The following is a 24,502-nucleotide window of genomic DNA, read 5'->3' as shown; positions in this document are numbered from 1 at the left end:
ACAAAACAAGCTTGCAGCGACTTACCATTTGGTAAAAACTATTCGTCCACTCTCTTCATTCTAGAAAACGGAAATCCATTACAGCCTTTTCTTGGATTCGCTCTATCGGCAATCTTTATGGCTTCGGCGGCGGCTTCAGTTTCAGCATTATAAGCACTCAGGCAGAAACCCCATAAGAATGGAGCCATATTTTCGAAAGTCATGTAATCGATGCGGGTATAAAGTCCGCCATCAGAAGGATTGTTTTTATCATTTCTGGCAATGATGTACTGCTCCTTTTCATTCCATTTAACGATATGATACTTTGCATTTGGCTTTTGCACCCAAAGCGTGTCGTTGATGGTATAAGTTATTTTGTAATCGTCCATAAAGCTGCCCTTTTGCATTGCAGGAGCTTTGCTTTGAGCATAAGTACCGATACTCAGCAATGAGATTATTAATAATAAATAAGCCTTTTTCATACATTCTTCCGATTATGTTACAAACTTTTTACACCTGTTTGCCAGCTATAAACCCGCTTAATTGCCGGATTTTTTGCTAACTCTTTAATGCCTTTCTCCGTTATATGCGTCTCGTTTAAATTTACTGCTTCCAAATGCTTTAAGCCTGTCAAGTGCTTACAAACTTCATCAGTTAAAGGATTCTTTTCTACACGCAACTTCTCAAGATTAGTCAGATTTTGCAAAAAAGCTAAATCATCATCATTCAAATTATTAGCTGATAAATTAAGCCAGATAATATTTTTCGCCAAAGTCTTAAATTCAGTCTGGCAAGTATTGAGTTTTGTTGATGATTGCGCAGGCAAAGTTACATCAAGCATCATTGGTTTTTGTAGCATTACCCTTATTACGAAGCCCTTCTTTTTTAAACTTTCCAATTGCGTTCCGTCAATAGTTAATGGTATGTCGGCATTGATAGTTTGTCCTGCATTATTTCCTACGGAAGTGCTAGCATCGCCCAAACCTAAAAAAGCACTAACCTGAGGGATGATTTCTTGCGTATTTTTCAGATCTACCAGCCTTTTGTTTTCTACGGCTTGTGCGTGTTCAATCCACCATTTAATGATTTCTGTTTCGTTTTTTGTTAAAGGTGTTTTGCCATCAGTTGGCATAAACTCTTTACTATCGGGGTTTAGGGTAATGCGTTTATACAACTCACTTTCAGCCAATTTCCCTGCTACAATAGCTGCCCCGTGCTTACCACCTTTTTTCAAATCAGCCAAAGTTTCAATCGATAGATTTCCTTTTAATTTACTGCCCTGATGGCATTGGCTACATTTATCTTCCAGAATTGGCATTACTACATCTTCAAAAATATAGGCTTCATTTACGCTCGTAGGTTTTAAACGCTCCTGTTGAAATAGTACTTTCATGGTCAGATACTCGTTTCCATGCGTGAGCGTTCCACCCTGATGCCCGCTAAAACTCACTAAAATAAACAGAAGCACTAAGGCAGCGGAATAAATTTTAGGCGTAATATAATGCATGAATCGATCGGTGCTAAGCAGATATAAAATACCTGAAACCATCGCCACACTTATACCAGAAACTTTGTGGCTTTTTAGTAATTTCAAGTTGTATTCACCACTAAATGATAAGATATAACCAAAAATACAAGCCAAAACAGCCGCTATAAAACCAACTAGCAAAGTAAGCGGAACAGCGGTTTTTAAATTGGCATATTTTGGAAGATAAGCCAGAAAATTGAATAAAATAGCTAAAAGGAGAAAGCCTATCGGTAAATGAACAATAAGTGGGTGCAACCTACCAAGAAAGGTAGTAATATCTAATATTATCATTTTATGCTAAAATATCCTTTACAACCTTGCCGTGAACATCTGTGAGGCGGAATCTTCTTCCTTGAAATTTATAGGTTAATCGCTCGTGGTCTACTCCCATCAGGTGCATTAAGGTCGCCTGAAAATCGTGCACATGCACAGGGTCTTTGATAATGTTATAACTAAAATCATCGGTTTCGCCGTAATTAAGGCCTGCTTTTACTCCTGCGCCAGCCATCCACATCGTAAAACAACGTGGGTGATGGTCACGACCATAATCATCGGCAGTAAGTTTCCCTTGTGAATACACTGTGCGCCCAAACTCTCCGCCCCAGATTACAAGCGTATCTTCCAGCAAACCTCGGCGTTTTAAATCAGTAATCAGACCCGCAGTAGCTTGGTCAACCTGCTTGCATTGGGCTGCAATGCCTTTGGGTAAACCTCCGTGTTGGTCCCAACCTTGGTGATACAATTGTACAAATTTCACATCTTTTTCTAATAACTTACGGGCAAGCAAGCAATTGGCAGCATACGTGCCAGAATCTCGGCTATCGGGGCCATATAAATCAAAAACTTCGTCAGGTTCTTTCGAAATATCCATTACATCGGGCACTGAGGTTTGCATCCGATACGCCATTTCGTATTGCGCAATGCGGTTATCTACCTCAGGGTCTCCAAAGGCTTCATTCTGCATTTGGTTTAGTTTCGACAGATAATTAAGCATTTCTTTGCGATCTTTCCCATCATAACCTTCAGGATTATTCAGAAATAAAACAGGGTCTTTGCCTGAGCGAAACTGCACACCTTGATGTTTTGATGGCAAAAAGCCATTTCCCCATAAGCGAGCATATAATGGCTGGTCACGTGGTGCATTCTTCGAAACCAATACAATAAAAGTCGGTAAATTCTGATTATCTGAACCCAAACCATAGCTAATCCATGAGCCAATTGATGGTCGGCCAGGTAATTGGTTACCCGTCTGAAAGAATGTAATAGCAGGGTCGTGATTAATAGCCTCTGAATATATCGACTTTACAACACACAGGTCGTCAACTACGCCGGCAGTGTGAGGTAACAATTCACTCACCCAGGTCTGGCTTTTGCCATATTGCTTGAATTTGTAGATAGATGGCACCATTGGCAGCACACTCTGGCTGGCACTCATACCCGTCAGGCGTTGCCCTTTCCGCACAGAATCTGGCAAGTTTAAGCCTGCTAACTCTACTAATTTTGGTTTATAATCAAATGTTTCGAACTGCGAAGGCCCACCACTCATGAACAGATACACTACCCTTTTGGCTTTAGGGGCTATATGCGGTAATGCCTTCAGTATTTCTGCTTCAAGATTACCTGCACTTTCAACAGGTGCTTTTGCGCTATGTGCAAATAATGCTCTGCCACCCAGTAAAGAACCCATAGCCAAAGCACCCAAACCTAAAGAAGTTTTGGTTAGAAAAGTGCGGCGATCTAATTGCTTATTGAGCTGATTAAATTCGGGTGTATTCAATCTGAACTCATCGTGGTGGTGTTCCGACATGCTATCTTTTGGTTAGGGTTGCATCAGAATTTAATATGGTGCTCGCTACTACGGCATTGGCCGCTATCTGCGACTGGTCAAGCGTTTGATTAATGTGGTATTGCCCGGCATTTAGCCAACCTTTCGCCTTATCAGGTGCGTTTCTGAACTTAGTTTCTTCGGTTTTCTGCATCTGCACAAGCAGGTTTATTTCTTTTGCCGAAGGGCGGCGGCCTGTTAGTTTTCTGTAAGCCTGCACAATTGCGTCTTGCTTATTAGCAGTTTTGCACATCTGCTCGCCTAACACTTTTGCGGCTTCCATAAAAGTTGGGTCGTTGAGTGTAACCAAGGCTTGCAAAGGCGTATTGGTTTTTTGTCGACGCACTACACAAAAGCTGCGAGAGGTAGCATCGAAGGTTGAGAGCGTAGGGTTTGGCACGGCTCGCTTAGCCAGAATATAGAGGCTTCGGCGATAAACTACCTTGCCCGTATCAGGCTCATAATTGGCACTATTAATTTGCCACAATCCATCGGGCTGATATGGCTTAATGCTTGGCCCGCCTATTTTATTATTGATTAAACCACTGGCAACCAAAGCATTATCACGTATCATTTCGGCTGTCATGCGAGACACAGGCCCATGTGCTAACAAACGGTTTTCGGGGTCTTTTTCTCTTTGTTCTTGGGTTGATTTTGAATCTTGCCTATAGGTGGCCGACATTACAATCAGTTTGCTGAGTTTCTTCATATCCCAGCCTGATTCTTTAAAGCTGACAGCGAGCCAATCTAATAATTGCGGATGACTTGGCATTTCGCCTTGGTTACCAAAATCTTCGGTTGTTTTTACTAAACCTACTCCAAAGAAATTTTGCCAGAAACGATTCACCGCCACACGAGCCGTAAGTGGGTTATCTTCATGCGTAAGCCATTGCGCCAAACCATAACGGTTTTTAGGCAGATTGGCAGGGAATTTCAAAATAAAATCAGGCGTATTCGGAAAAACTTCTTCACCTGGCGAATCATAATTGCCTCGTTGCAAGATGTATGCCTTTTTACGCTTAGGCATTTCTTGCATTACCATGATTTCTTTTATTTTCGACATCGAATCAGTCAACAATGTACGTGTTTGTTTCAAGGCTTCTCTGGCTTTTGCTACATCGGGCGAAATTGCAGAAAGGTAATACTCTTTCACCTCTGCTCCTGTTGGAGAAACATTCTCCCATTTACTTTTCTGTGCCAATATCTTTAATTCGAAAGGCGTCAATACTCTATTATAAACTGTAATATCATCGACCTTGCCATTGGTGAAACCAAATCCCCGCCACCAAGCACCTATTTGTAAACCGGGTTGAGCCGAGCCATTAAACAAAATATCTTTCGTGAGTTGGTCCATAGTAGTTTCCATCAGCACTTCTCTCCCATTCTGATACAAACGGAAACCATTGGCTCTTGACGAGCCATCGTAAGTCATAGTAAACTGAATCCAGGTATCTCTTGGTACAGGCTGTTTTGAAACACGGGTAATGGCATTCGATGGCGCAGTGTGAGCCATGTTAAGTTCAAGTCTATCATTTTTGAGGTACAAATGAAAACCTCTGAAATTGTAAAGTCTTTCGGCTTGGCTTTTGTGCAAAATAACCCCTTCTTTTAAATCTTTGGGCACATTCACCCAAATGCCAATCGTGAAGGGTTCTGATTTACGGAAAACACCTACACCATTCAAATCGATGTAATTGTCGCCATCAAGCACTATGGCTTTTCCTTTGTCTCTTTTCTCAAATATGGCCTTATCGCCATTGGCTCCGGCTTCCCGCTTCATGCTTCCGGTTTGCTTACGGTTAATAGTGTTTTTCAGCGTGCCATCATCAAAAGTGTATTGCGCCAATAAGCCTGCTTGGGGTATTTTTTCGGTAAGTAATTTTTTATAGGCTGGTGTTTTCAGCCAGTTTTCGAAATCAGTGCTTACTGAACTCAACGTTTTTTCAAGGCTACTCTCCTGCTGTTTTATCTGATTATTGATATAAGCAATTACCTTTTCCTGTTCTTTGGTTGGTAGCATCAGTGTTGGGGTTGGTAGGGCATCGTCCCAAGAAATCTGTCCGGCTTCTCTTACATTATTGAAAAAGCTGAACAATTCGTAATAGTTTTTCTGTGAGATTGGGTCATATTTATGGTCGTGGCATTTAGCACAACTTACTGAAAGCCCTAGAAAAGCATCGCCAAAAGTATTGGTTCTATCAACTACATATTCAGTCTGAAATTCTTCTTCAATAATGCCGCCTTCCATATTTTGCTGATGATTACGGTTAAATGCCGTGGCTATAATCATATCTCTGGTAGGTTTAGGCATCAGGTCTCCGGCTAATTGTTGATGCACAAACTGCTTGTACGACATATTTGAGTTAAATGCATTTATGACCCAATCACGGTAGGGCGACATATCTCTTAGCCTGTCAACTGTATAGCCATGAGAATCAGCAAATCGGGCAAGGTCAAGCCAATCAACCGCCATTTTTTCTCCATAATGTGGCGATGCCAATAGCCTGTCAACTTGTTTTTCGTAAGCATTGGGGCTACTATCTTTCAGAAAAGCATCTATTTCTTGAATTGTTGGCGGAAGGCCTGTGAGGTCGAGCGATAATCTTCTTAACAAAAGCTCTTTATCTGCTTCTTTTGATGCCTTCAATTTCTCTTCCTCAAGCTTTGACAGAATAAAATTATCAATAGGATTTTTTACCCACTCTTCGTTTTCTACCTTAGGCAATTTAACTTTTTGAGGTTTTATAAATGCCCAATGTGGTTGATAAACAGCACCATCGTTCATCCACTTAACCAGAATTGCTTTTTCTCTGGCACTCAGTTTTAAATGAGAATCAGGCGTTGGCATTATGTATTTCGGGTCGTTTGATAGAATCCGATGAAATACTTCGCTATTTTCAAGACTACTAGGGTCTATGGCTACCTTATCAGGATTTTCGGGCAGATTTGCATAAGCAAATTCAGCAAAATCAAGCCTTAAACCAGCTTTTTGTTTGGCTTTATCAGGCCCATGACAAGCAAAACATTTATCAGAAAGAATTGGCTTTACATGTAGGTTATAATCAAGTTCGTCAGGGAGCTCTTTGTATGCCATAGCAACCTCGTCAGGCATATCAGGCTTGCAGGAAAACAACAAGAGATTGGCCACCAATACAACTATTACAGATAAGCAGTGTATCTTCATAGGTAAAAGTAAGAGGTTGAATTACAAAGATAAAACTTAAGCCACAAAAACACTACCTAAAATATGTAAAGGATTAATAGCTTATTAAAAATTTATTAATCGGTTGTGTATTTCCTAAATGATAAAAATGAAATGTGTTCAAATGTGGAGACAAAGAAAAAGGGAATATCCTGAAAATATCCCCTTAAATTTTAGAACTGATTATTAAACCCTCATATAATCAGGCTGCCAGTTTTTTATGGCTTGCTTTATTTGGTCTGGTGAAAGTTTCTTATCAATGGCTTGTTGCACTAAATCAGGTAATTCGGCATCAGAAGCAAACCTTAGTGCCAGAATCTGTCCGAGTGAAAGTTTATGCTCAACTTCTTCCAAGCGTTTTTTAGTTAATACATAATACCTAAGTCGCATTTCTAGCCTTACTGTTCTATCCTGATTCATTAGGGCATAATGCTGCCGAAGCATGAACGATACCCATGCAACAAGTAAAATTATGCCACCCATCATAAGCCAGATAAGTTGTTGCTCAGGGTGCTGCATGCTAAAATAGACACATAGGCCAGTAAGAATTAGCACAACAGGATAAAACACGAAGTGATGTGGCGGATAATACCGCACATGATTTTTATAATTCTGATCTTCCATAAGTGAAGTGTATTAATGATTTAGTATCTCTGTTAAAAATCTGTACCAAAGGTAAACAAAAAGAGTACCTACTCAGGCAAAGCCCAAATAAATACTCTTGAAACATTATAAAAATAAAACTAGGTTAATATTAACATTTATTGGAGTGGTTCCAATTTACAATCATTTATAAGGATCTATAGGTATAATAGTACCGTCGGCATTGTACTTTAACTCTGTAACTTTAATATTTCTTAAATGAGTTTGCCCAGATAACTGTACATCATGATAAAATAAGTACCATTTGCCTTTAAACTCAACAATTGAGTGGTGGTTTGTCCAACCTTCAACAGGTTTTAATACTACTCCTTTGTATGTAAATGGTCCATACGGGTTATCTCCAATAGCATAGGCAATGAAATGAGTATCTCCGGTTGAGTATGAAAAATAATACTTGCCTTTATATTTATGCACCCAAGCTGCCTCAAAAAAGCGTTTATCATTATTCCCTTCTAAAAATAGATTTCCGTTTTCATCAACAATCTTCACATCTTTCGGAGTCTCAGCAAAACTTAGCATGTCTTTGCTCATTTTGGCTACTTTGGGTAGAAGGGCTTCTTCTTGTTGTGTTTTCAGCTTACCATTTTCGTCATAAGTGCCAGTTGCCCATCTTTGTAACTGACCTCCCCAGATACCCCCAAAGTACATATAATAGTTACCATCAGTGTCTTGAAACACACTAGGATCGATACTATAAGCACCCTCAATCGGTGATTTTTCTGCTTTAAATGGACCTTCAGGTTTTTTGCTTGTGGCTACGCCAATTCTGAAAATATCTTGTTTATCTTTCACCGGAAAGTACAAATAATAAGTGCCATTTTTATAAGCGGCATCAGGTGCCCATAGTTGGCGCCCAGCCCACGGAATATCTTTTATATCAAGCGCTACCCCATGGTCGGTAACTTTGCCTGTTGGGGTATCCATCGAGAAAATATGATAATCTTTCATACCAAAGTGGCTTCCGTTATCATCCTGTGGTATACCCGACTCAATGTCATGTGAGGGATATATATAAATTTTACCATTAAACACATGAGCCGATGGATCGGCCGTATAAATTTTAGTCACCAATGGCTGTGAAATAGGTTGTTTCTTAGTTTGCGCATGGCTTGCCATTGTGCCCAATAGTGCAAAAGTGATAAGGGCTAGCTTTTTGTGAGTAAAGGCGTACATTGATTTAATAAATTATAATGATAAAATAATTACTGTTTAAAACTGATAAAAAACCGGTGGCTTTACAATGTTTAGAATCCTACTGAGTTTCCACCATCAACAGGCAATGAAGCCCCTGTAATATATCGGGCGGCTTCTGATGCCAGAAAAACCGCTGCCCACCCGATGTCGTCGGGCTTGCCGAATTTGCCCATTGGTGTGCGGCTCAAAGCCTTATTCATGCGGTCGGGGTCGCTATTCATAGCGGTTTGCATCATAGCGGTTTCTATAAAACCCGGTGCAATGGCATTAACTCGTACATTAAATTTGGAAAACTCAGATGCCAGTACTTTTACCATACCTTCAACACCTGATTTAGACGCTGCATACGCAACCACACGGTCGATGCCGTAATAAGCAGCCATTGATGAAATCATCAGAATAGAACCGCTTTGTCGGGCAATCATTCGTTTGGCGCAGGCACGGGTTAGCGAAAATACAGCATTGAGATTGGTATGTACTATCCGCTGAAAATCATCGTCAGAAACCTCTAAAGCAGGTCTTTTCATGTTGATTCCGGCATTATTTACCAGAATGTCTATCGGGCCGATATTGGTTTCAATCTGCTCAACCAAACCCTCGAGCGTGTTAAGCTCTGTTACATCGTTTACCACATATTGCGCCGATTTCCCCAATACAGCTATTGATTCTGCCAATGCATGTTCTCGTCGACCTGTAATGATTACGTTCGCACCAGCGGCAATCATACATTGGGCAATATCAAAACCTATTCCGCTTCCGCCACCGGTTATAAGAGCCAGCTTTCCAGCTAAAGAAAATACATTTTTTTCCTGATGGGCTACCTCTGCTCCGTTCAGTTGTTGTTCTGCAATCATCTTAAATGGTATATTTCTACTAATTTTTTAACTTCGTTTAAACTACGTGTTGGCGGCACCAAAGGCGCAGGAATAGGCATTTTTGTATAGGTTATGAAATACAAAACACAGGCATCACGCCACCATAAAGCTTCTTTTTCCTGAATTCTCAGCCTACCTTTAACGTTTTCGAATGTTTCTTTATCAAGTTCTGGTTTCAGGCTTTCCCAATCTGTTTGTAGTTTTCTTACCTGTTCTACCCCATCGTAGTATCTGAAACACAGCTCGTTCCACAACGTGCGGCCGGTGCTTAGTTTCTTTGTCCAAGGTATATGATGAAACCAAAGCAGATAGTCTAATGAACATCGTTCTGGGTCACCCCATTGCTTTTGCACTTCGGCGCTATACAAACTCAAGGCATTACTTACTTTACCTGTTCTGTCGAAGCCTAATCCTACCGAATCGGCTCTGTGATAATAAATTGATGTCCAGTCAGGGCGACCACTTTTTTCAAGCCAAGGTTCTGGGCCATAGTGGTGTCCTTCACCCATCATGTGCGCCGTTCCTAGTGGATAGGTATAACTTATATAAATTGGCAGAGACTGCATCATCATACGCTTGATTGTCTCTTGCCCAGCTTTGCTTTTTGCTAAAGTCATGGCTATCCACTCTGAAGCAATATGCTCTGATGTGAGGTCATAATCCCAAGCTAAACGACCAAAGGCATACCAGTTTGCTTGATTGAAGGGGTGGGCTGTCCAGTTTACATCTGAGCCCGTATTGGCTACGCCAGCCATGAGTGAGTTCTGGTGCGATTCTAGGCTACCATCAATAACCTTTGCTACTGTAGAGCCTTTACCTTTGGCATAAGTATCACTATCGAGACACTCTTTAAACATAGGTGCCAGATAAGTAAGATGTGTCGATTGACCGAGGTATTCTTGTGTTATCTGAAATTCCATACCTAAAGTAGTATTCGGAAAAGCACCGAACATTGGGTGAAAAGGCTCTCGAGGCATAAAATCAATAGGGCCATTTTTTACCTGCACAATTACCTTAGGGTCGAAAGTACCATCAAGCGGCTTAAACTGGTCGTAAGCTTCTTTGAAACGGTCGCCGTTAGGGTCGGCTTTGTAAACAAACGCACGCCAGATAACTATACCCCCATAAGGACGCATAGCTTCGGCAAGCATATTGGCACCATCGGCATGCGTACGCCCATAATCTTGTGGACCTGGCTCGCCTTCTGAATTAGCTTTTACAAGAAAACCTCCAAAATCAGGAATATATTGGTGTATTTCCTTGGTTTTATCGTTCCACCATTGCTTTACTTCTGGATCAAGCGGGTCAGATGTTTTTAAACCACCCAATGTGCGTGGCGACCTGAAATTAACCGAAATAAATACTCTGATGCCGTAGGGACGCAATACATCAGCCACAGCTTTTATTTTCTCCAGATATTCGGCAGTGAGAAATCTTGAGCTAGCATTTACATTATTGATTGAAGCAGCATTGATGCCAATAGATGCATTGGCTCTTGCATATTGTATGTAACGAGGGTCGATTCTAAAAGGTAGTTCCGTCCATTTCCACATCGACGAACCTGCATAGCCTCGCTCTACTGTACCGTTGGCGTTATCCCAATGGTTAAGCATTCTTATTTTTACTTTTGGGTTACTTACAATAGCCAAATTACTCAAGCTTTTGCCGGTCTGTATATTTCTTAGCAATTCAAAAGCACCATATAAAACACCCGATGGCGTTTTAGCACTAATTACGATATTGCCTTTCTGAGAATTAATAGCAAAACCATCTTCTAACAAGTTTTGTGCATTGGCATTTACTTGCAAAATAACTCCACCAGTTCTAGAACCTGCGCTTGCTGATGCACTTACTTTTTTGCCTAGCAGCCCCTGAAAGCCCATTTGCAACTCACTTACTGCACTTGCTACAATAGGAGAATTATGGTTTGCAGCAATGAATTTGGTTAATGCGGCATATTTGTCTCTTTGTTGCGCATCTTTCAGTAAATCATATTTAAGCCATAGCCTTGAACCATCATCGGCTAATGTTTTAAATGAGATTAACAGGCAACATATAATTATTCTATTTAACATGAGGATTCGTTTTTAGGTTAAATATCGAGAATAAAGCGAATAAGTATTTGCTCAAATGCTGTTGGCTTTTTCGATAGCCATTTCAAGACCTCTTAATTCCGCCAATCCTTTTAAGCGACCAATAGCCGAATAGCCCGGATATGTTTTCTTGTGCAAATCGTCTAATATCTGATGCCCATGGTCTGGTCTCATTGGTATGTTCCAATCTGCCCTACCTGCTGCCTGTCTTTTACGAGTTTCAGCAACAATGGCTTTTACCACTTCATACATATCCACGTCTCCGTCCAGATGCGCTGCTTCATGAAAATTCAATGGATTATTTTCTCGTTTGGTAGTTCTTAAATGTAAGAAATGAATACGGTCGCCAAACCTTTCAATCATTCCAGCCAAGTCGTTATCCTCCCTTATACCCAAAGAACCTGTACAAAATGTAATGCCATTGTTTGTAATATCATAAGCAGCCATTAATTGCTTTAAATCGCTTTCTGTACTTACAACCCTCGGTAAACCCAATAATGGTTTCGGTGGATCATCGGGGTGAATACATAGATTAATGCCTACCTCTTCTGCAACCGGTGCTATTTGTTGTATAAAATAATAAAGGTTTGCTCTTAACTCCGTATCTCCAATGTGCTTATAATTGTTCAACAAGCCTTGAAAAGTATTCAGGTTAAAAGCTTCTTCCGAACCCGGCAAACCTAGTAGAACAGTATTTGTAAGGGTAGCAATTTCATCGTCCGACATATGATTTAACTTGGTTAATGCACTTGCTTGTACTTCTTCGGTATAATCCTGAGGTGCTTCAGGGCGCTTCAGAATATATAAATCAAAGAGGGCAAAATCTTCCCACACAAACCTCAGAGCTTTGCCACCATCGGGCATTTCATAAGTAAGATTTGTTCTCGACCAGTCTAAAACAGGCATAAAATTGTAACAAACCGTATAAATGCCACACTGAGCTAAATTTCTTAATGATGTTTTATAGTTCTCAATCAATTGGTTTCTGCTAGGCAAACCTTTCTTTATATCCTCATGCACGGGAAGGCTTTCTACAACCAACCATTGCAAAGGGACAAATTTGTCGTTACCTGCTTCAATTAGTTTCTTACGTTCTTCTATCGCCTCAACCGACCATACCTCACCCACGGGAATCTGATGCAGAGCAGTAACAACACCTGTACAACCAGCCTGACGAATATCCATTAAAGAAACGGGGTCTTTAGGCCCAAACCAACGCATTGTATGAATCATATAATACTAATAATTATCTTTTATTTTAATTCTTATCTGTTCGGAAAGGAGAAGCCGGAAGTCCTTCTTTATTAAATAAATTTGCCGTATCAGGGTTATCTGCCCAGGCATAACGCACTGCAATAGGCACGGCGATTGCATCATTCCACACCTCAACTTTATTTCTCTTAATTCTGGCCTTAGCCCACACAAACTTTTTATCTGCTCCCGCAATGGCAAAATGTTTTAGCTCGCCTTCATTTTTTACTATAAGTCCACTTCCAATATTTGCGAAACTAATTATAACTTTATTCTTTTTAATTTTCATTGATTGGAACACAGGACCAGAAAACACGACATTTTTATCCTGATAAGCTATTTTCTCTGCCGCTAAGGCTAATCTTTTACCTACATACTCTTTATTAAGCGGGTGAATATCGTTCCACTCACCTAAATCTATAGCTACTGCCATACCAGTTTGTGGTAGGCTTAGGGTTTGCAGTTGTGCTTCCCGCAATTCTGCCCATTGGCTTTCTGATGGTTGGTTGGTAGGTTCCATAAAGTTGGCTAGTTGTACAAATAAAAAAGGAAAATTACCTTGGTTCCATCTATGTCGCCAATCTTTAATCATTGTCGAAAAAAGCTGATGATATTCGCCCGGATTATTAGTACTAGATTCACCTTGATACCATATTACCCCCTTAATGCTGTAATTAATCAGCGGAGCAATCATACCATTGTAAAGCCCTACGGGCTTGTATTGAAAGAAAGTAGTAGCTTGCAATGGCTCTGCTGCTGTACCTAATTTATATTGCCATTCACCTTTCAAATCTATTGTATCGTTGCCTGTGCTGATGAAATAGGGTTTGTCTTTAATAAATCCACCTTTGCCTGAATTGCTTATCACCCGAACCACAATTGTATTTTTACCTGCTTTCAGAACACCTGCTGGAATTTCGTATCGGCGTGGTGGATATTGATAGCCGATTGTTCCAACAAATTGGCCGTTGACATAAGTGGAATCGCTGTCTACAATACGGCCCATAAAGAACTTTGCTTTCTTACCTGCCATCAACTCAGGCACATCTATTTCTTTTCTGAACCAGACTACACCATTGGTATTTTTAAGTCCTTCATCTTCCCAGAAATTAGGTAATTGCATACGCTGCCATGACGAAGCATCATAAGCAGGCTCAAACCACTTTTGTACACCTTGCATACCTTCATCATTTTTCCACAATTTTTTGTACCATTGGCTTGTGATAACGCTCTCTTTCCGGCGAATCTGGTTTACATAAGCACTATCTTTCACTTGCTTGGTTAATGCTAAGTGATGGGGAAATGCCTTCAAGGCCTCTTCACTTATCCATGCTTCAACGGGTGTGCCTCCAACGCTGGCATTGATTAAACCAATGGGTACTTTATATTTTTCGAATAAATCTTTAGCAAAGAAATAAGCCGTTGCCGAAAACCGCATGATATTTTCGGGAGTAGCGGCTTCCCATCGACCAGATGCAAAATCTTCATGTGATTGATTAAAATCATAACGCATAGGCACCAGAAATTGCCTTATAAGTGGGTTGTTAGTATTGGCAATAAGTGCAGCATATTTTTCTTTCACACGCTCCATAGGCAAAACCATATTCGACTGCCCCGAGCAAACCCACACCTCGCCTATAAGAATATCCTTTATTTTAAGTTGATTTTCGCCCGTTATAATCATTTCATAGGGGCCTCCGGCTGTTGGTGTTGGCAACTTAACCATCCATTTTCCATAGGCATCTGCGCTTGTGGTGTAGGTTTTATTATTAAACTGAAGCGCTATATTTTCTCCTTTTTTTGCCCAGCCCCATACTTTTAGGATTGTCTTTTGCTGTAACACCATACCATCACTAATTAAGCGAGGTAGCCTGATTTCAGCAAACGATTGCTCGGTAATACAGATTAAACAGAAAAAGATATACTTCGTTAGAAACTTCATAGTAAAATAAAATGCGCCTATAAACCTAAAATGTGGGTGACCAATAACGCCACCCTTCATTATCAAAAACAAACGTATGAAAATTAAATATGTAAAACTTAACTCAAAACTTGGGGACACACACTATTCTATGCATTGAAATAATTCTGCGAAAAATGCAATTCATGCATTGGTAGTTTCAGTAATGCTAGGTTTAATTATTAAGTATTAATGGAATCATGAAAGAATATTATGTTATTTTTTTGTACTAAAAAAAGATTTTACTGTCTAAGTTTAATAAATAGGAAACAAAAACTATCGGTTTCGTTTCCGAAAACGTTTTCGATAGTTTACATAAAACTTGTAAAATTTATAAGTTCTATGCAAATTGTCTTTTGCTTAATGTAATACCACAAAGCACTATAAGTACTTTGTGAGCCTTAAATATTAAAATAATATAATTTCGATGACACCTTGTACAAAATGTGGAAATGTAGAGAATATTGTGCGCTCGGGTTTTATAAGAGGCAAGCAACGCTTATATTGTAAAGGCTGTAATCTTTACTTTACTGTTACTCCACCAAACCCTGCGGCTGTAAAGAAATCACACCAGACAACGATTGTCGACATAGCCAGAGTATTGGGCGTTTCGCCTTCTACGGTTTCCAGAGCCTTGAACAGCAGTACAGAAATTAATGAGAATACTCGACTTGAGATTTTACGGGTTGCTAACGAATTAGATTATCGGCCGAACTTTCTGGCGCAAAGCCTTAACCGAGGCGAAACCCACACAATAGGCGTGATAATTCCAGATATTCAGCGACCATTTTTTGCGGGAGTAGTAGCAGGCATACAAAAAGTAGCAACAGAGGCGGGCTATCGAGTAATGATTTGCCAGTCGAACGAGTCGCATCATACCGAAACATTGAATGTGCAAGCACTGGTTACAAGCCGTGTTGATGGGCTACTGATAAGCCACTCAAAAGAAACTAATTCTTTTGAACACGTAAAATTGCAATTAAAAAAGGGCGTTCCGATTGTGCATTTCGACAGAGTATGCGTTGAGGTTGATACTGCTAAAGTAATTCAGGAAGATTTTCTGGGTGCTTTTACGCTTACCGAACACATGATTTTGCAGGGTTATAAACGCATAGCTGTTTTAGCAGGGCCATCTGACCTGCTAATAAGTAATACACGTATTGATGGATACAGAGCCGCCCTCGAGAAACATGGTATGAAGATTGACGAAAACCTGATTTATTACAGCAATTTCAGCAAGGATGATTCGATACGAGCACTTGACTTCTGGCTGAATCTACCAGAAAAACCTGATGGTATTTTTACAATTCATTATGCTAATGGCATTGAATTGATAATGGAACTGAAGAAACGAAATATCAGGATTCCCGAGGAGATTGGGATAGTGGCTTTTGGAGACGAATTGATTGCGTCGTTAATAGAGCCATCACTAACGGTTTTCCATCAGTTTCCGTTTACGATTGGAGAAACAGCCGCTAGCATGCTCATAGAAAACATCATCAATAAAGATGGTTTTGCACCTTATACAAAAGTAATTAAAGGCGAATTAATTATCAGAAAATCGTCTTTAAGAAATAAATCATCAGATATAACACCAATTAAACATAGGTTTTAGTACCTGCATAATTTTCCCTGAATTCCTTGGGAGTACAGGAGTGTTTCTTCTTGAATATGCGGTTAAAGTAAGATAAATTATTAAAACCACACTTAAACGACACTTCGGCAATAGTGTAGGTTGTATCAATCAGAAAACGAGTGGCATGCCCTAAACGAATATCATTCAGGCTATCAATAAAAGTTTTACCTGTACGCTTTTTTATGAAACGGCTGAAACTCACTTCGGCCATGTTTACGATTTTGGCAATATCAGCCAGCGAAATATCTTTATCATAATTTGCCCGCATATATTCAAAAGCACGCTCTATGCGTCGGCTATTGAAATTTACATTCTCGTTTACAAAACTGCTACTTGTGAGCAAGCGAGTATTTTCAGAGATTGATAAATAGTGTAGAATAGAGATTAATTCAAGCACAGAATCAAAACCACTTTTCTGGCCTAGAGCCATTAATCGAGGGCGTATTTTCAGAATGGTCTCTGCTGAAAACAAAATTCCCCTCCCTGACCTTTCGAACAAAGAACGAATAAAACTCAGTTGATTGCGTTGCAGAAACTTTTCATCAAACAAATCTTTATGAAACTGAATTGTGATTTCGTGAATATCTTTTTTTTGCGACTCATAACCCATCCAGCTATGAGGCACATTAGAACCCACCAATACCAGTTCTAAATCGTCGATGACTTCGATATGGTCGCCTATTATCCGTTTAGCACCTTTAGCATTTTCTATAAAATTCAGCTCAAATTCTTCGTGAAAATGAATCGGAAAATCGAAATTACTTTTGCGTCTATCAAAAACCATGAAACAATCATTCGGTGTCAAAGGGGTTATTTCATGATAAATACTGCTCATTTTACGAAAAAGACAATGTTAAATTTTTGGGGAAAGCAAAATTATCTTTTTGTAAGGAATAACAATACTGATTATGTGATTTTTTAATATTTTTTATAATTATTTATTGAAACTCAAAAACCTAATTCCCTCAGAAAAGTATCACGGTAATTGTTGCCAATCGGAATTTCGGTAGTATCCATAAAAACTCTGTTGCCCTCAATATGCGTTATTTTAACTTTATTAATAATAAATGAGCGATGTACACGAATAAACTGAGATTTAGGTAAAAGTTCTTCAAAACCCGAAAAAGTTATGGTTGGTAATATGATATACTGGTTTGTAACCACCTTTGTATAATTACCTTGTGCCTCGGCATAAATTAAATCGTTGAAAGGTACTTTGTAAATCTTGCCCTCGGCTTTTATAAATGTGTAATCATCGGTCTTGGTTTCGGCAACTTCATACATTAAATGGGTAGGCTTCTGGATTTTCTCTAATGCCTTATCAACAGCAATAATGAAACGCTCCAAAGAAAAAGGCTTCAGCAGGTAATCGCAGGCCGCTAAATCAAAGGCATCAATGGCGTATTCTTTGTAGGCTGTTGTAAATATTACTTCCGGCTGGTTGCGCAATGTTTTCAAAAAAGCAATACCATCGAGCAAGGGCATATTAATATCGAGAAACAGTATGTCAATTTTGTACTGCTGCAAGATAGTTTTTGCTTCAAGTGCATTGCCGCAAGAGGCCACCACCTGCAATACTGGCAAATGCCCGCAATAGGTTTTTACAATTTCACGGGCAATGGGTTCATCATCAACTATCAGACAATTTATTTTCTGCATACTATTTCATTTTCAATTGTAGGCTCACCTGGTAAAAATCTTCATTATTTTCTATTTCCAGAATATGCTCATTGGGGTATAATAATTCTAACCGTTTACGCACATTGGCCAATCCAAAACCACTGTTTTTATCTAAAGTACTTTTTTCTTTCGATTGGGCTTGTGAATTTTTCACCGAAAACAGCAGATAACTTCCCCAAGCTTTAAAATGTATTTCAATCTGAATACTGTGCTCTGCCGTATTTTTTGAATGCTTAAAGGCGTTTTCTACAAAAACAATAAGCAGCATCGGCGCTATCTTAATATCTCTTTGCACTAGTTCTTCAAAGCCTGTTTTCAGCATAAGCCTGTCTCCTATTCTGATTTTCTCGAATTCGATATAGTTTTTTATATAGCTCAATTCTTCATTTAAAGGTACAAATAATTCTTTGGCTTCATAAACCGAATACCTCAACAATTCAGATAATTTAAGCAATAAAGGTGGAATTTTCTCATGCTCAGTAATAGATAAGCCATAGAGATTATTGAGCGTATTAAACAAAAAATGTGGACTTAACTGCGACTGTAACAAATGCAGTTCGCTTTGGCTGTGCTGCGCTTCTGCTTTTGCTTCGTACAACTGCCTGTGTACGTTTATTCTTACCAGTTTAATAAGAATACCCGAAGCAAAGCTCAGGATAAAAAATGGTACACCAAAAAACAGCATACTCAAAAAATACCTATCCCATTTAGAAACAAATTGTGCTACAATAAACACTACAAAAGTGCAGATAAATATAATAATGGGAAGAACAAAAAAGGGCACTTTTGAGATTGGGCCCTTTTTGGGCACCCAAAGTATAGCTACGTAACGCCCGATAATAATTCCTGCCAGAAAATACAGTGTTAAAAGTATAGCAACTATCTCCTGGTCTCTATCCAAAACTGCATCGGTATATGAATTAACAAAAACAAACACGGGTATAGCCATTAGTAGTAAACCCAAAAGATAAATTTTGTTAAATGAGAATGCCTTTTTATTTGAATTGCCTGTGCTTTGTACCATATATAAATATTTTCTACAAATCTGTTGAAACTCTTTAAGACAGAAAACCTTAACTGACAAAATCTTAAGAATTGCTGACAAAAAACCGTTTAGAGCTTACTAAATCGCTTATCAGCCCAAAGTGCAGTTTTATCAGCCAAGTGATAAAGTACAACATAATTATTTTAAGAGACTAAGTATGCTTTCAATCTTTGAAAAAATTATTGAACAAGCTTTTAAATACTTACAAAATGAAGCCACTTTTCACTTTTTTAATTTTTCTCTTTATCTCCATTACTTCATTCGCCCAGCCATCAGGCAGAAGCATCAGCGGCGTAGTAAAAGACACACAGAATGAACCCATACCGGGTGCTACCATTAAGCTTGTAAAATTACCAGATTCTACACTTATACAAGGCAAAATAGCTAATGGCAATGGTAAATTTGAGTTTACCAACTTACAAAATGCCTCTTATGTGCTTACTATCACGGCTATTGGTAATAAACCATACAAGAGCGTAAGCATCACTTTAGACGATGCCCACCCAACGGTAGTACTACCCATTATTATTTTATTGCCTGCCAAAAACATTGATTTGAAAGAGGTAACTGTTTCGGCAAAAAAACCTTTGGTTGAACAAGAAATTGACCGAACGGTGATTAATGTGGAGGCTATGGTAAGTGCTGCAACCAGCAATACATTAGAGGTTCTTGAAAAAACACCCGGAGTAACTGTTGATAACAACGGAGAAATAAGCCTGAATGGTAAAAGTGGTGTTTTGGTGCTGATTGAAGGCCGCCCAACCTATATGTCGGGGCAGGATTTGGCCGCTTATTTAAAATCTTTGCCCGGCGGTGCATTAGATAAACTTGAATTAATGACCAACCCGCCGGCCAAGTATGATGCCAATGGCAGTTCGATTATTAACATCAGATTAAAACGTAACAAAATACATGGCTTTAACGGGAATCTTAATTTAAGCTATAACCAGGGGGTTACAACCAGAAGTTATAACGGATTGAATTTAAATTACATGAACAAAAAGGTTAATATCTTTGGTAATTTATCTTTTAACAGAGATGCCAATTACTCGAACGATTATTCGGACCGAACGCTACTTGATAGTGAAGGCAATAGAAATGCTTTTGTGAATGTAGAAAACAAATACCGTTATACAAGCAATGCTATTTCGGGCAGATTGGGTATGGATTTTACAGCTTCAAAGAAAACCGTTTACGGCTTTAACCTGAGCATTAACACCCGTCCACGCAATTCTAGGCTTGATTATGTTACTGAAACCTATGGTGCTTCTTCAACACCTGACTCGATAAGTAAAGGCTATACCGATGGGAATTATAAATGGGTACAATCGGGAGTAAATTTCAATTTTCAGCATAAGTTTAATGAGAAAGGGCGAGAACTAAGCGCCGACCTCAACCATATCAATTATAACACCGATGGTACGCAAGAAATGCCAAACTTTGTTTACTCGTCCGACGGTACTTTAATAAGAGATTTTGAATTTCTGTATCAATTGCCTTCAACCAAGCATATTTATACGGCCAAAGCCGACTATAGTCATCCATTCAAAAACAAGTTTAAGTTTGAAGCGGGTGTTAAATCAAGTTTTGTAAAAGATGATAATCTATCGGAGTATTTCAATGTGTTTGAGAATGTAAATGTAATTGACAACCGCCAGTCGAATCATTTTATTTATAAAGAAAACATCAATGCCGCTTATGTAAATACCCAGAAAGACTGGCGACGTTTAGGTGCGCAATTAGGGTTGCGACTGGAAAATACACAATTATCGGGCAACCAATTGGGGAATGCAGAAGTGGCGCAGATGTATTTCAGCCGAAGTTACACAGGTTTGTTTCCGACTGCTTTTGTTAATTATAAACTTGATAGCGCAGGTAAACATACACTAAACTTTAGTCTCTCAAGCAGAATCAACAGGCCCAATTATCAGCAGTTAAATCCTTTTGTTTTTTATCGTGACAGGTATTCGTACAGCTCAGGGAATCCGTATCTGAACCCTACTTATAATTACCATGCCGAACTTTCGTATAGATATAAGCGATTCTTGAATATTTATATGCAACTCGACCAGCTACGTGACAATATTTTTGATGCCACCGAGGCTGTAAACGATGTTTTTATTACAAGACCTAGTAATATGGCAAGTGGTTATTTACTTGGATTGGTGGCTAATCTAACGCTGAACCCTAAACCCTGGTGGACATTTAATTTCAATTCGGCATTGGCCAGATTCTATAACGAAGGTGTAGTTGCATCGCAGGCAATAAAAACAATTGCCTTTGGAGGAAGAGCCAGTTTTTATTCTCAGTTTAAATTAAAAAACGACTGGAGCGCCGAGTTAAGTGGTAATTATCTATCAAGGTTGACTATGTGGCAACGAACAATTGAGCCACGTTATAGATTCAATGCCGCCGCACAAAAGAAAATCATGAAAGGTAAAGCAAATATCAAGTTAAGCATTGAAGATATTTTTCATACCGGAATCCAGAAGACAAGAATTCTAGGTTTGAAACAAGCAAGTGCATTTACCAACAATATTCAGGATACTCGTCGGGTTGGCATTAGTTTCAATTATAATTTTGGAAAAGAAACATTTGCTCGTAAACGTCGCCACAGCGACAACGCCGCTGATTCGGAAAAAGGTCGTGTGGAATAGTACTTCATTTTTCTCTTAAAACGACCCTATGGATTTACAATAATTCCATAGGGTCGTCTACTATTCTAAGATTTTCGTTAAAGCCATTTATATAGGCAATATCTTGCTCACTGATTTCGAAATCGAACACATCAAAATTCTCTTTGATTCTCTCCAGATTCGATGATTTAGGAATCGTTGAAACACCTAGTTGAATAGCCCAACGTAAGATTATTTGCGCAGGGGTTTTCTGGTATTTTTCGGCAATGTTTAGCAGTTTTGGGTCGGCCATACGCTGCCCTCGTACCAATGGCGAATAAGCCTGTAACTGAATTTTATGCTCCTGACAATATTTCAATAAATCTTCCTGATACAGATAAGGGCTAAACTCTACCTGATTTACCATAGGCACCTCGGTAGCCTCTTTACTCAATTCTTCTAAAAACGGTATCAGATAATTGGCTACGCCTATGGCCTTTACCCTACCTTCATGGAATAGTCGTTCAAGAGCCTTCCATGTGAACTTACGGGTAAACTTAATAGGCCAATGTACCATATACAGGTCTACGTAGTCGAGGTTTAGCTTTTGTAGGCTAACATCAAAAGCCTTTAGGGCTTTGTCGTACCCTTGGTCGTCATTATTTACTTTTGTAGTAATGAATAAGTCTTTACGGGCAATATCACTCTGTTTTACGGCATTACCTATTTCAGTTTCGTTCCGATACATACTTGCCGTATCAATCAGCCTGTAGCCTGTTTCTAATGCCCACAATACGGCCTGTTCGGCCTCTTTTTTGTACATATCATATACACCAAGCCCCAACAATGGCATTTGTGCACCATTGCTGAGGCTCGTAAATAGCTGTTGATTTTGCATACTTACCAGTTTTTCAATCCTAAAAGTTTTTCGCCTAATTCATTTAACTCTGCAACTCCATATTTTGTTTGCTCCCAATTGCGAGGGTCACCCGGAAAAGCATAGCCCTCCGGTGCAATACGTTTTTCCCACGAATCAACACGCCATTGGCGTAGCCCCTCGTTGTCTTCTTCGGCAGGCATCATAGATATATATTGTGCCACACGCACTTTGTCTTCTGAGCGATTGGGTCTTATGCCATGTGGCTGGCTGCTGTTGAAAATCAAGAGGTCGCCGGCTTCTAATTTTACTTTTACAAACTTATCTTCAAAACCTGTGGTGTCTGGTTTAAAACGATTTCTATCAGCAGGTTGCGAGAGCTTCCAGGTATCATAAGTACGGAAAAGTTCGGGAATACACTGAAAACCACCCATGTTTTCGTCCGTTTGGTCAGCCAAAGCCAATACACCTTGTACATTCTGCGGTTTGGTTTCAGGGTCATAGTCCCAGTGGATAAAGCCTTTGAACTGGTCTTGCGGACGCAACGGAAAATTAAGATTAGCTCTATCAATAGTTACCCATAGTTTTTCGGTGCCCCAAATGTCAACAAATGCATCATAAACTCGCTGCATCTGGCGGTTATTCCATAAATGTTGATTGTTATATACCTCTACCATACCACTTCCAATCAGCTCTTTCATTTGCATATCAGCACGTGGGGCGGTGTACCATGTCTCACGGTTTGTAGGGTCTTTTTCTTCAAATTCCCATATAAAATTAGCTGTTGCTAGGGCTTGCTCTCTCGGTACAGCATTTTTGATTATAATATAACCATTCTCAATCCAGAATTTCCAATCTTCTTCGATTAACACTCGCAAAGGCTTACCATTTGAGCGGTCGCTTAGTTTAATGGCACTGCTGGTTGCAGTAGATGGATTACCCGGAATATCTTTATGTGCATTGTTTTGTGTCGGTGCAGTGGGTGCCATGGTTGGAGCCATAGTAGGTATCGTGGTTTGTTGGTCGAGTTCCATATTTTATTATATTTTGAATTAAAATAATGATACAAAACTAGAACTTTCAGCATGGGTTTTTCTACTCCAATAATTACTATTTTTTGAACAATATTGACATATTGTTTTTATATTTGATTACAAATTGAAAATAACAGACAAAATCAAGGTAGATTTCTGTTTTACGCTATATTTATGAAACTAAGACTTGAAGAATTTACGCCCGATTCCGATAGTTCGTTCAGACTAATAATTAATCCGAGGCTGAATGATGTTTTTTATTGGCACTTTCACCCCGAATTTGAGTTGGTTTATATTGAGAATGCAAACGGCACTCGTCATGTAGGTGAACATATTTCGAGATTTGAGGGTAGCGATTTGGTTTTTATTGGTTCATATATCCCTCATCTTAATTTTGACTATGGCGTAAAAACCGAATGCGAAAAAGTAGTGGTTCAGATAAGACAAGATTTTTTAGGCAATGCCTTTGCCAACATACCCGAGCTAGCTGCTGTATTTCGACTCTTTGAACAATCAAAGCATGGGATTGCTTTTGGAAAAGAAACTAAAATAAAGCTCGGCGAAAGATTGAAAAAGTTGAAAGACCTAGGGCATTTTGAGCAGTTTTTAGAGATTCTGAGCATATTTCAGGTATTGGCACAAAGCAATGAAATTACATTGCTACACCCAAAGCCCGTAGAAAACCAACATAACAAAAAAGAGCAAGAACGCCTTAAACGTATATACAACTTTATAGACCAAAATTACCAACAAAAAATTGAGGTAGAAGAAGTAGCGAATCTGAGTAATTTAAGCAAATCGGCGTTTTGTCGATATTTCAAGAAAATCACCCGACTTACTTTTATAGAGTTTCTGAATCACTACCGCATTAACCAGGCACAGAAGCTTTTGCTGCTAGATAAAAACGTAACCGAAGCCTGTTTTGAATCTGGTTTTGAGAGTTTATCATACTTTAATCGCACTTTTAAGAGAGTTACAGGAGAAAATCCATTGAGTTTTAAGAAGAAGTTTTTGAGTGAAAAATAATAGTTCGGCAAAATTATAA

The 24,502-nt window shown here is 39.2% G+C and carries 18 protein-coding genes; 3 read left to right on the top strand and 15 right to left on the bottom strand.

Annotated elements, in window-relative coordinates:
* Positions 1 to 38 precede the first annotated feature (38 nt).
* The 10 genes from WAE64_RS12495 to WAE64_RS12450 form a co-directional block, all read right to left on the bottom strand.
* A complete protein-coding gene (locus tag WAE64_RS12495) occupies positions 39 to 461 on the bottom strand; it encodes a hypothetical protein (protein WP_340236919.1) in 423 nt (140 codons plus the stop codon).
* A 17-nt stretch (positions 462 to 478) separates the two neighbouring features.
* Positions 479 to 1,798, bottom strand: coding sequence for a c-type cytochrome domain-containing protein (locus tag WAE64_RS12490; protein ID WP_340236918.1), 1,320 nt, complete (start codon positions 1,796 to 1,798; stop codon positions 479 to 481).
* Position 1,799: 1 nt separating this feature from the next.
* Positions 1,800 to 3,314: a DUF1501 domain-containing protein gene (locus WAE64_RS12485; protein WP_340236917.1), complete on the bottom strand. Its 1,515-nt coding sequence runs from the start codon at positions 3,312 to 3,314 to the stop codon at positions 1,800 to 1,802.
* Position 3,315: 1 nt separating this feature from the next.
* The gene (locus WAE64_RS12480; protein WP_340236915.1) at positions 3,316 to 6,516 is read right to left on the bottom strand and encodes a DUF1553 domain-containing protein; all 3,201 of its coding nucleotides are present in this window, start codon (positions 6,514 to 6,516) and stop codon (positions 3,316 to 3,318) included.
* Between the two features lie 204 nt (positions 6,517 to 6,720).
* Positions 6,721 to 7,158 carry a DUF6526 family protein gene (locus tag WAE64_RS12475; RefSeq protein WP_340236913.1) on the bottom strand — a complete coding sequence of 146 codons (438 nt, stop codon included), beginning with the start codon at positions 7,156 to 7,158 and terminating at the stop codon, positions 6,721 to 6,723.
* A 162-nt stretch (positions 7,159 to 7,320) separates the two neighbouring features.
* A complete protein-coding gene (locus WAE64_RS12470; RefSeq protein ID WP_379977041.1) occupies positions 7,321 to 8,370 on the bottom strand; it encodes a glycoside hydrolase family 43 protein in 1,050 nt (349 codons plus the stop codon).
* A gap of 71 nt (positions 8,371 to 8,441) precedes the next feature.
* Positions 8,442 to 9,245 (bottom strand): SDR family NAD(P)-dependent oxidoreductase, encoded by an 804-nt coding sequence (locus tag WAE64_RS12465; protein ID WP_340236911.1) that lies wholly within the window; start codon positions 9,243 to 9,245, stop codon positions 8,442 to 8,444.
* Entirely contained in the window at positions 9,242 to 11,341 is a 2,100-nt protein-coding gene (locus WAE64_RS12460) for an alpha-glucuronidase family glycosyl hydrolase (RefSeq protein ID WP_340236909.1), read from the bottom strand. Before WAE64_RS12460 ends, WAE64_RS12465 begins: the two co-directional genes overlap by 4 nt.
* Before the next feature lie 51 nt (positions 11,342 to 11,392).
* Positions 11,393 to 12,592 carry a mannonate dehydratase gene (gene uxuA / locus WAE64_RS12455; protein ID WP_340236908.1) on the bottom strand — a complete coding sequence of 400 codons (1,200 nt, stop codon included), beginning with the start codon at positions 12,590 to 12,592 and terminating at the stop codon, positions 11,393 to 11,395.
* Between the two features lie 25 nt (positions 12,593 to 12,617).
* A complete protein-coding gene (locus WAE64_RS12450; RefSeq protein ID WP_340236906.1) occupies positions 12,618 to 14,552 on the bottom strand; it encodes a sialate O-acetylesterase in 1,935 nt (644 codons plus the stop codon).
* A gap of 445 nt (positions 14,553 to 14,997) precedes the next feature.
* Between WAE64_RS12450 and WAE64_RS12445 the strand changes: the two genes are divergently transcribed.
* Positions 14,998 to 16,185 carry a LacI family DNA-binding transcriptional regulator gene (locus WAE64_RS12445; RefSeq protein WP_340236904.1) on the top strand — a complete coding sequence of 396 codons (1,188 nt, stop codon included), beginning with the start codon at positions 14,998 to 15,000 and terminating at the stop codon, positions 16,183 to 16,185.
* On the opposite strand, the gene WAE64_RS12440 is transcribed toward WAE64_RS12445, so the two are convergent.
* From WAE64_RS12440 to WAE64_RS12430, 3 genes are all read right to left on the bottom strand, one after another.
* Complete coding sequence (locus WAE64_RS12440) at positions 16,169 to 16,990, bottom strand: AraC family transcriptional regulator (protein ID WP_340236902.1); 822 nt, start codon at positions 16,988 to 16,990, stop codon at positions 16,169 to 16,171. The two genes, WAE64_RS12445 and WAE64_RS12440, sit on opposite strands and share 17 nt — an antisense overlap.
* Positions 16,991 to 17,154: 164 nt before the next feature.
* Positions 17,155 to 17,865: a LytR/AlgR family response regulator transcription factor gene (locus tag WAE64_RS12435; protein ID WP_340236900.1), complete on the bottom strand. Its 711-nt coding sequence runs from the start codon at positions 17,863 to 17,865 to the stop codon at positions 17,155 to 17,157.
* Position 17,866: 1 nt separating this feature from the next.
* Entirely contained in the window at positions 17,867 to 18,910 is a 1,044-nt protein-coding gene (locus tag WAE64_RS12430; RefSeq protein ID WP_340236898.1) for a sensor histidine kinase, read from the bottom strand.
* A gap of 230 nt (positions 18,911 to 19,140) precedes the next feature.
* Between WAE64_RS12430 and WAE64_RS12425 the strand changes: the two genes are divergently transcribed.
* Positions 19,141 to 21,588, top strand: coding sequence for an outer membrane beta-barrel protein (locus WAE64_RS12425; RefSeq protein WP_340236896.1), 2,448 nt, complete (start codon positions 19,141 to 19,143; stop codon positions 21,586 to 21,588).
* A 34-nt stretch (positions 21,589 to 21,622) separates the two neighbouring features.
* On the opposite strand, the gene WAE64_RS12420 is transcribed toward WAE64_RS12425, so the two are convergent.
* Positions 21,623 to 22,444 carry an aldo/keto reductase gene (locus tag WAE64_RS12420; RefSeq protein WP_340236894.1) on the bottom strand — a complete coding sequence of 274 codons (822 nt, stop codon included), beginning with the start codon at positions 22,442 to 22,444 and terminating at the stop codon, positions 21,623 to 21,625.
* Positions 22,445 to 22,446: 2 nt separating this feature from the next.
* A complete protein-coding gene (locus tag WAE64_RS12415; protein ID WP_379977046.1) occupies positions 22,447 to 23,457 on the bottom strand; it encodes a phytanoyl-CoA dioxygenase family protein in 1,011 nt (336 codons plus the stop codon).
* Between the two features lie 174 nt (positions 23,458 to 23,631).
* On the opposite strand from WAE64_RS12415, the gene WAE64_RS12410 reads away from it, so the two are divergent.
* Entirely contained in the window at positions 23,632 to 24,483 is an 852-nt protein-coding gene (locus WAE64_RS12410) for a helix-turn-helix transcriptional regulator (RefSeq protein WP_340236893.1), read from the top strand.
* Positions 24,484 to 24,502: the final 19 nt, after the last annotated feature.

Source organism: Emticicia soli (genome assembly GCF_037860775.1).
In the GTDB taxonomy this organism is placed as follows: domain Bacteria; phylum Bacteroidota; class Bacteroidia; order Cytophagales; family Spirosomataceae; genus Emticicia; species Emticicia soli.
This window is presented reverse-complemented; position numbering and strand designations above follow the sequence as displayed.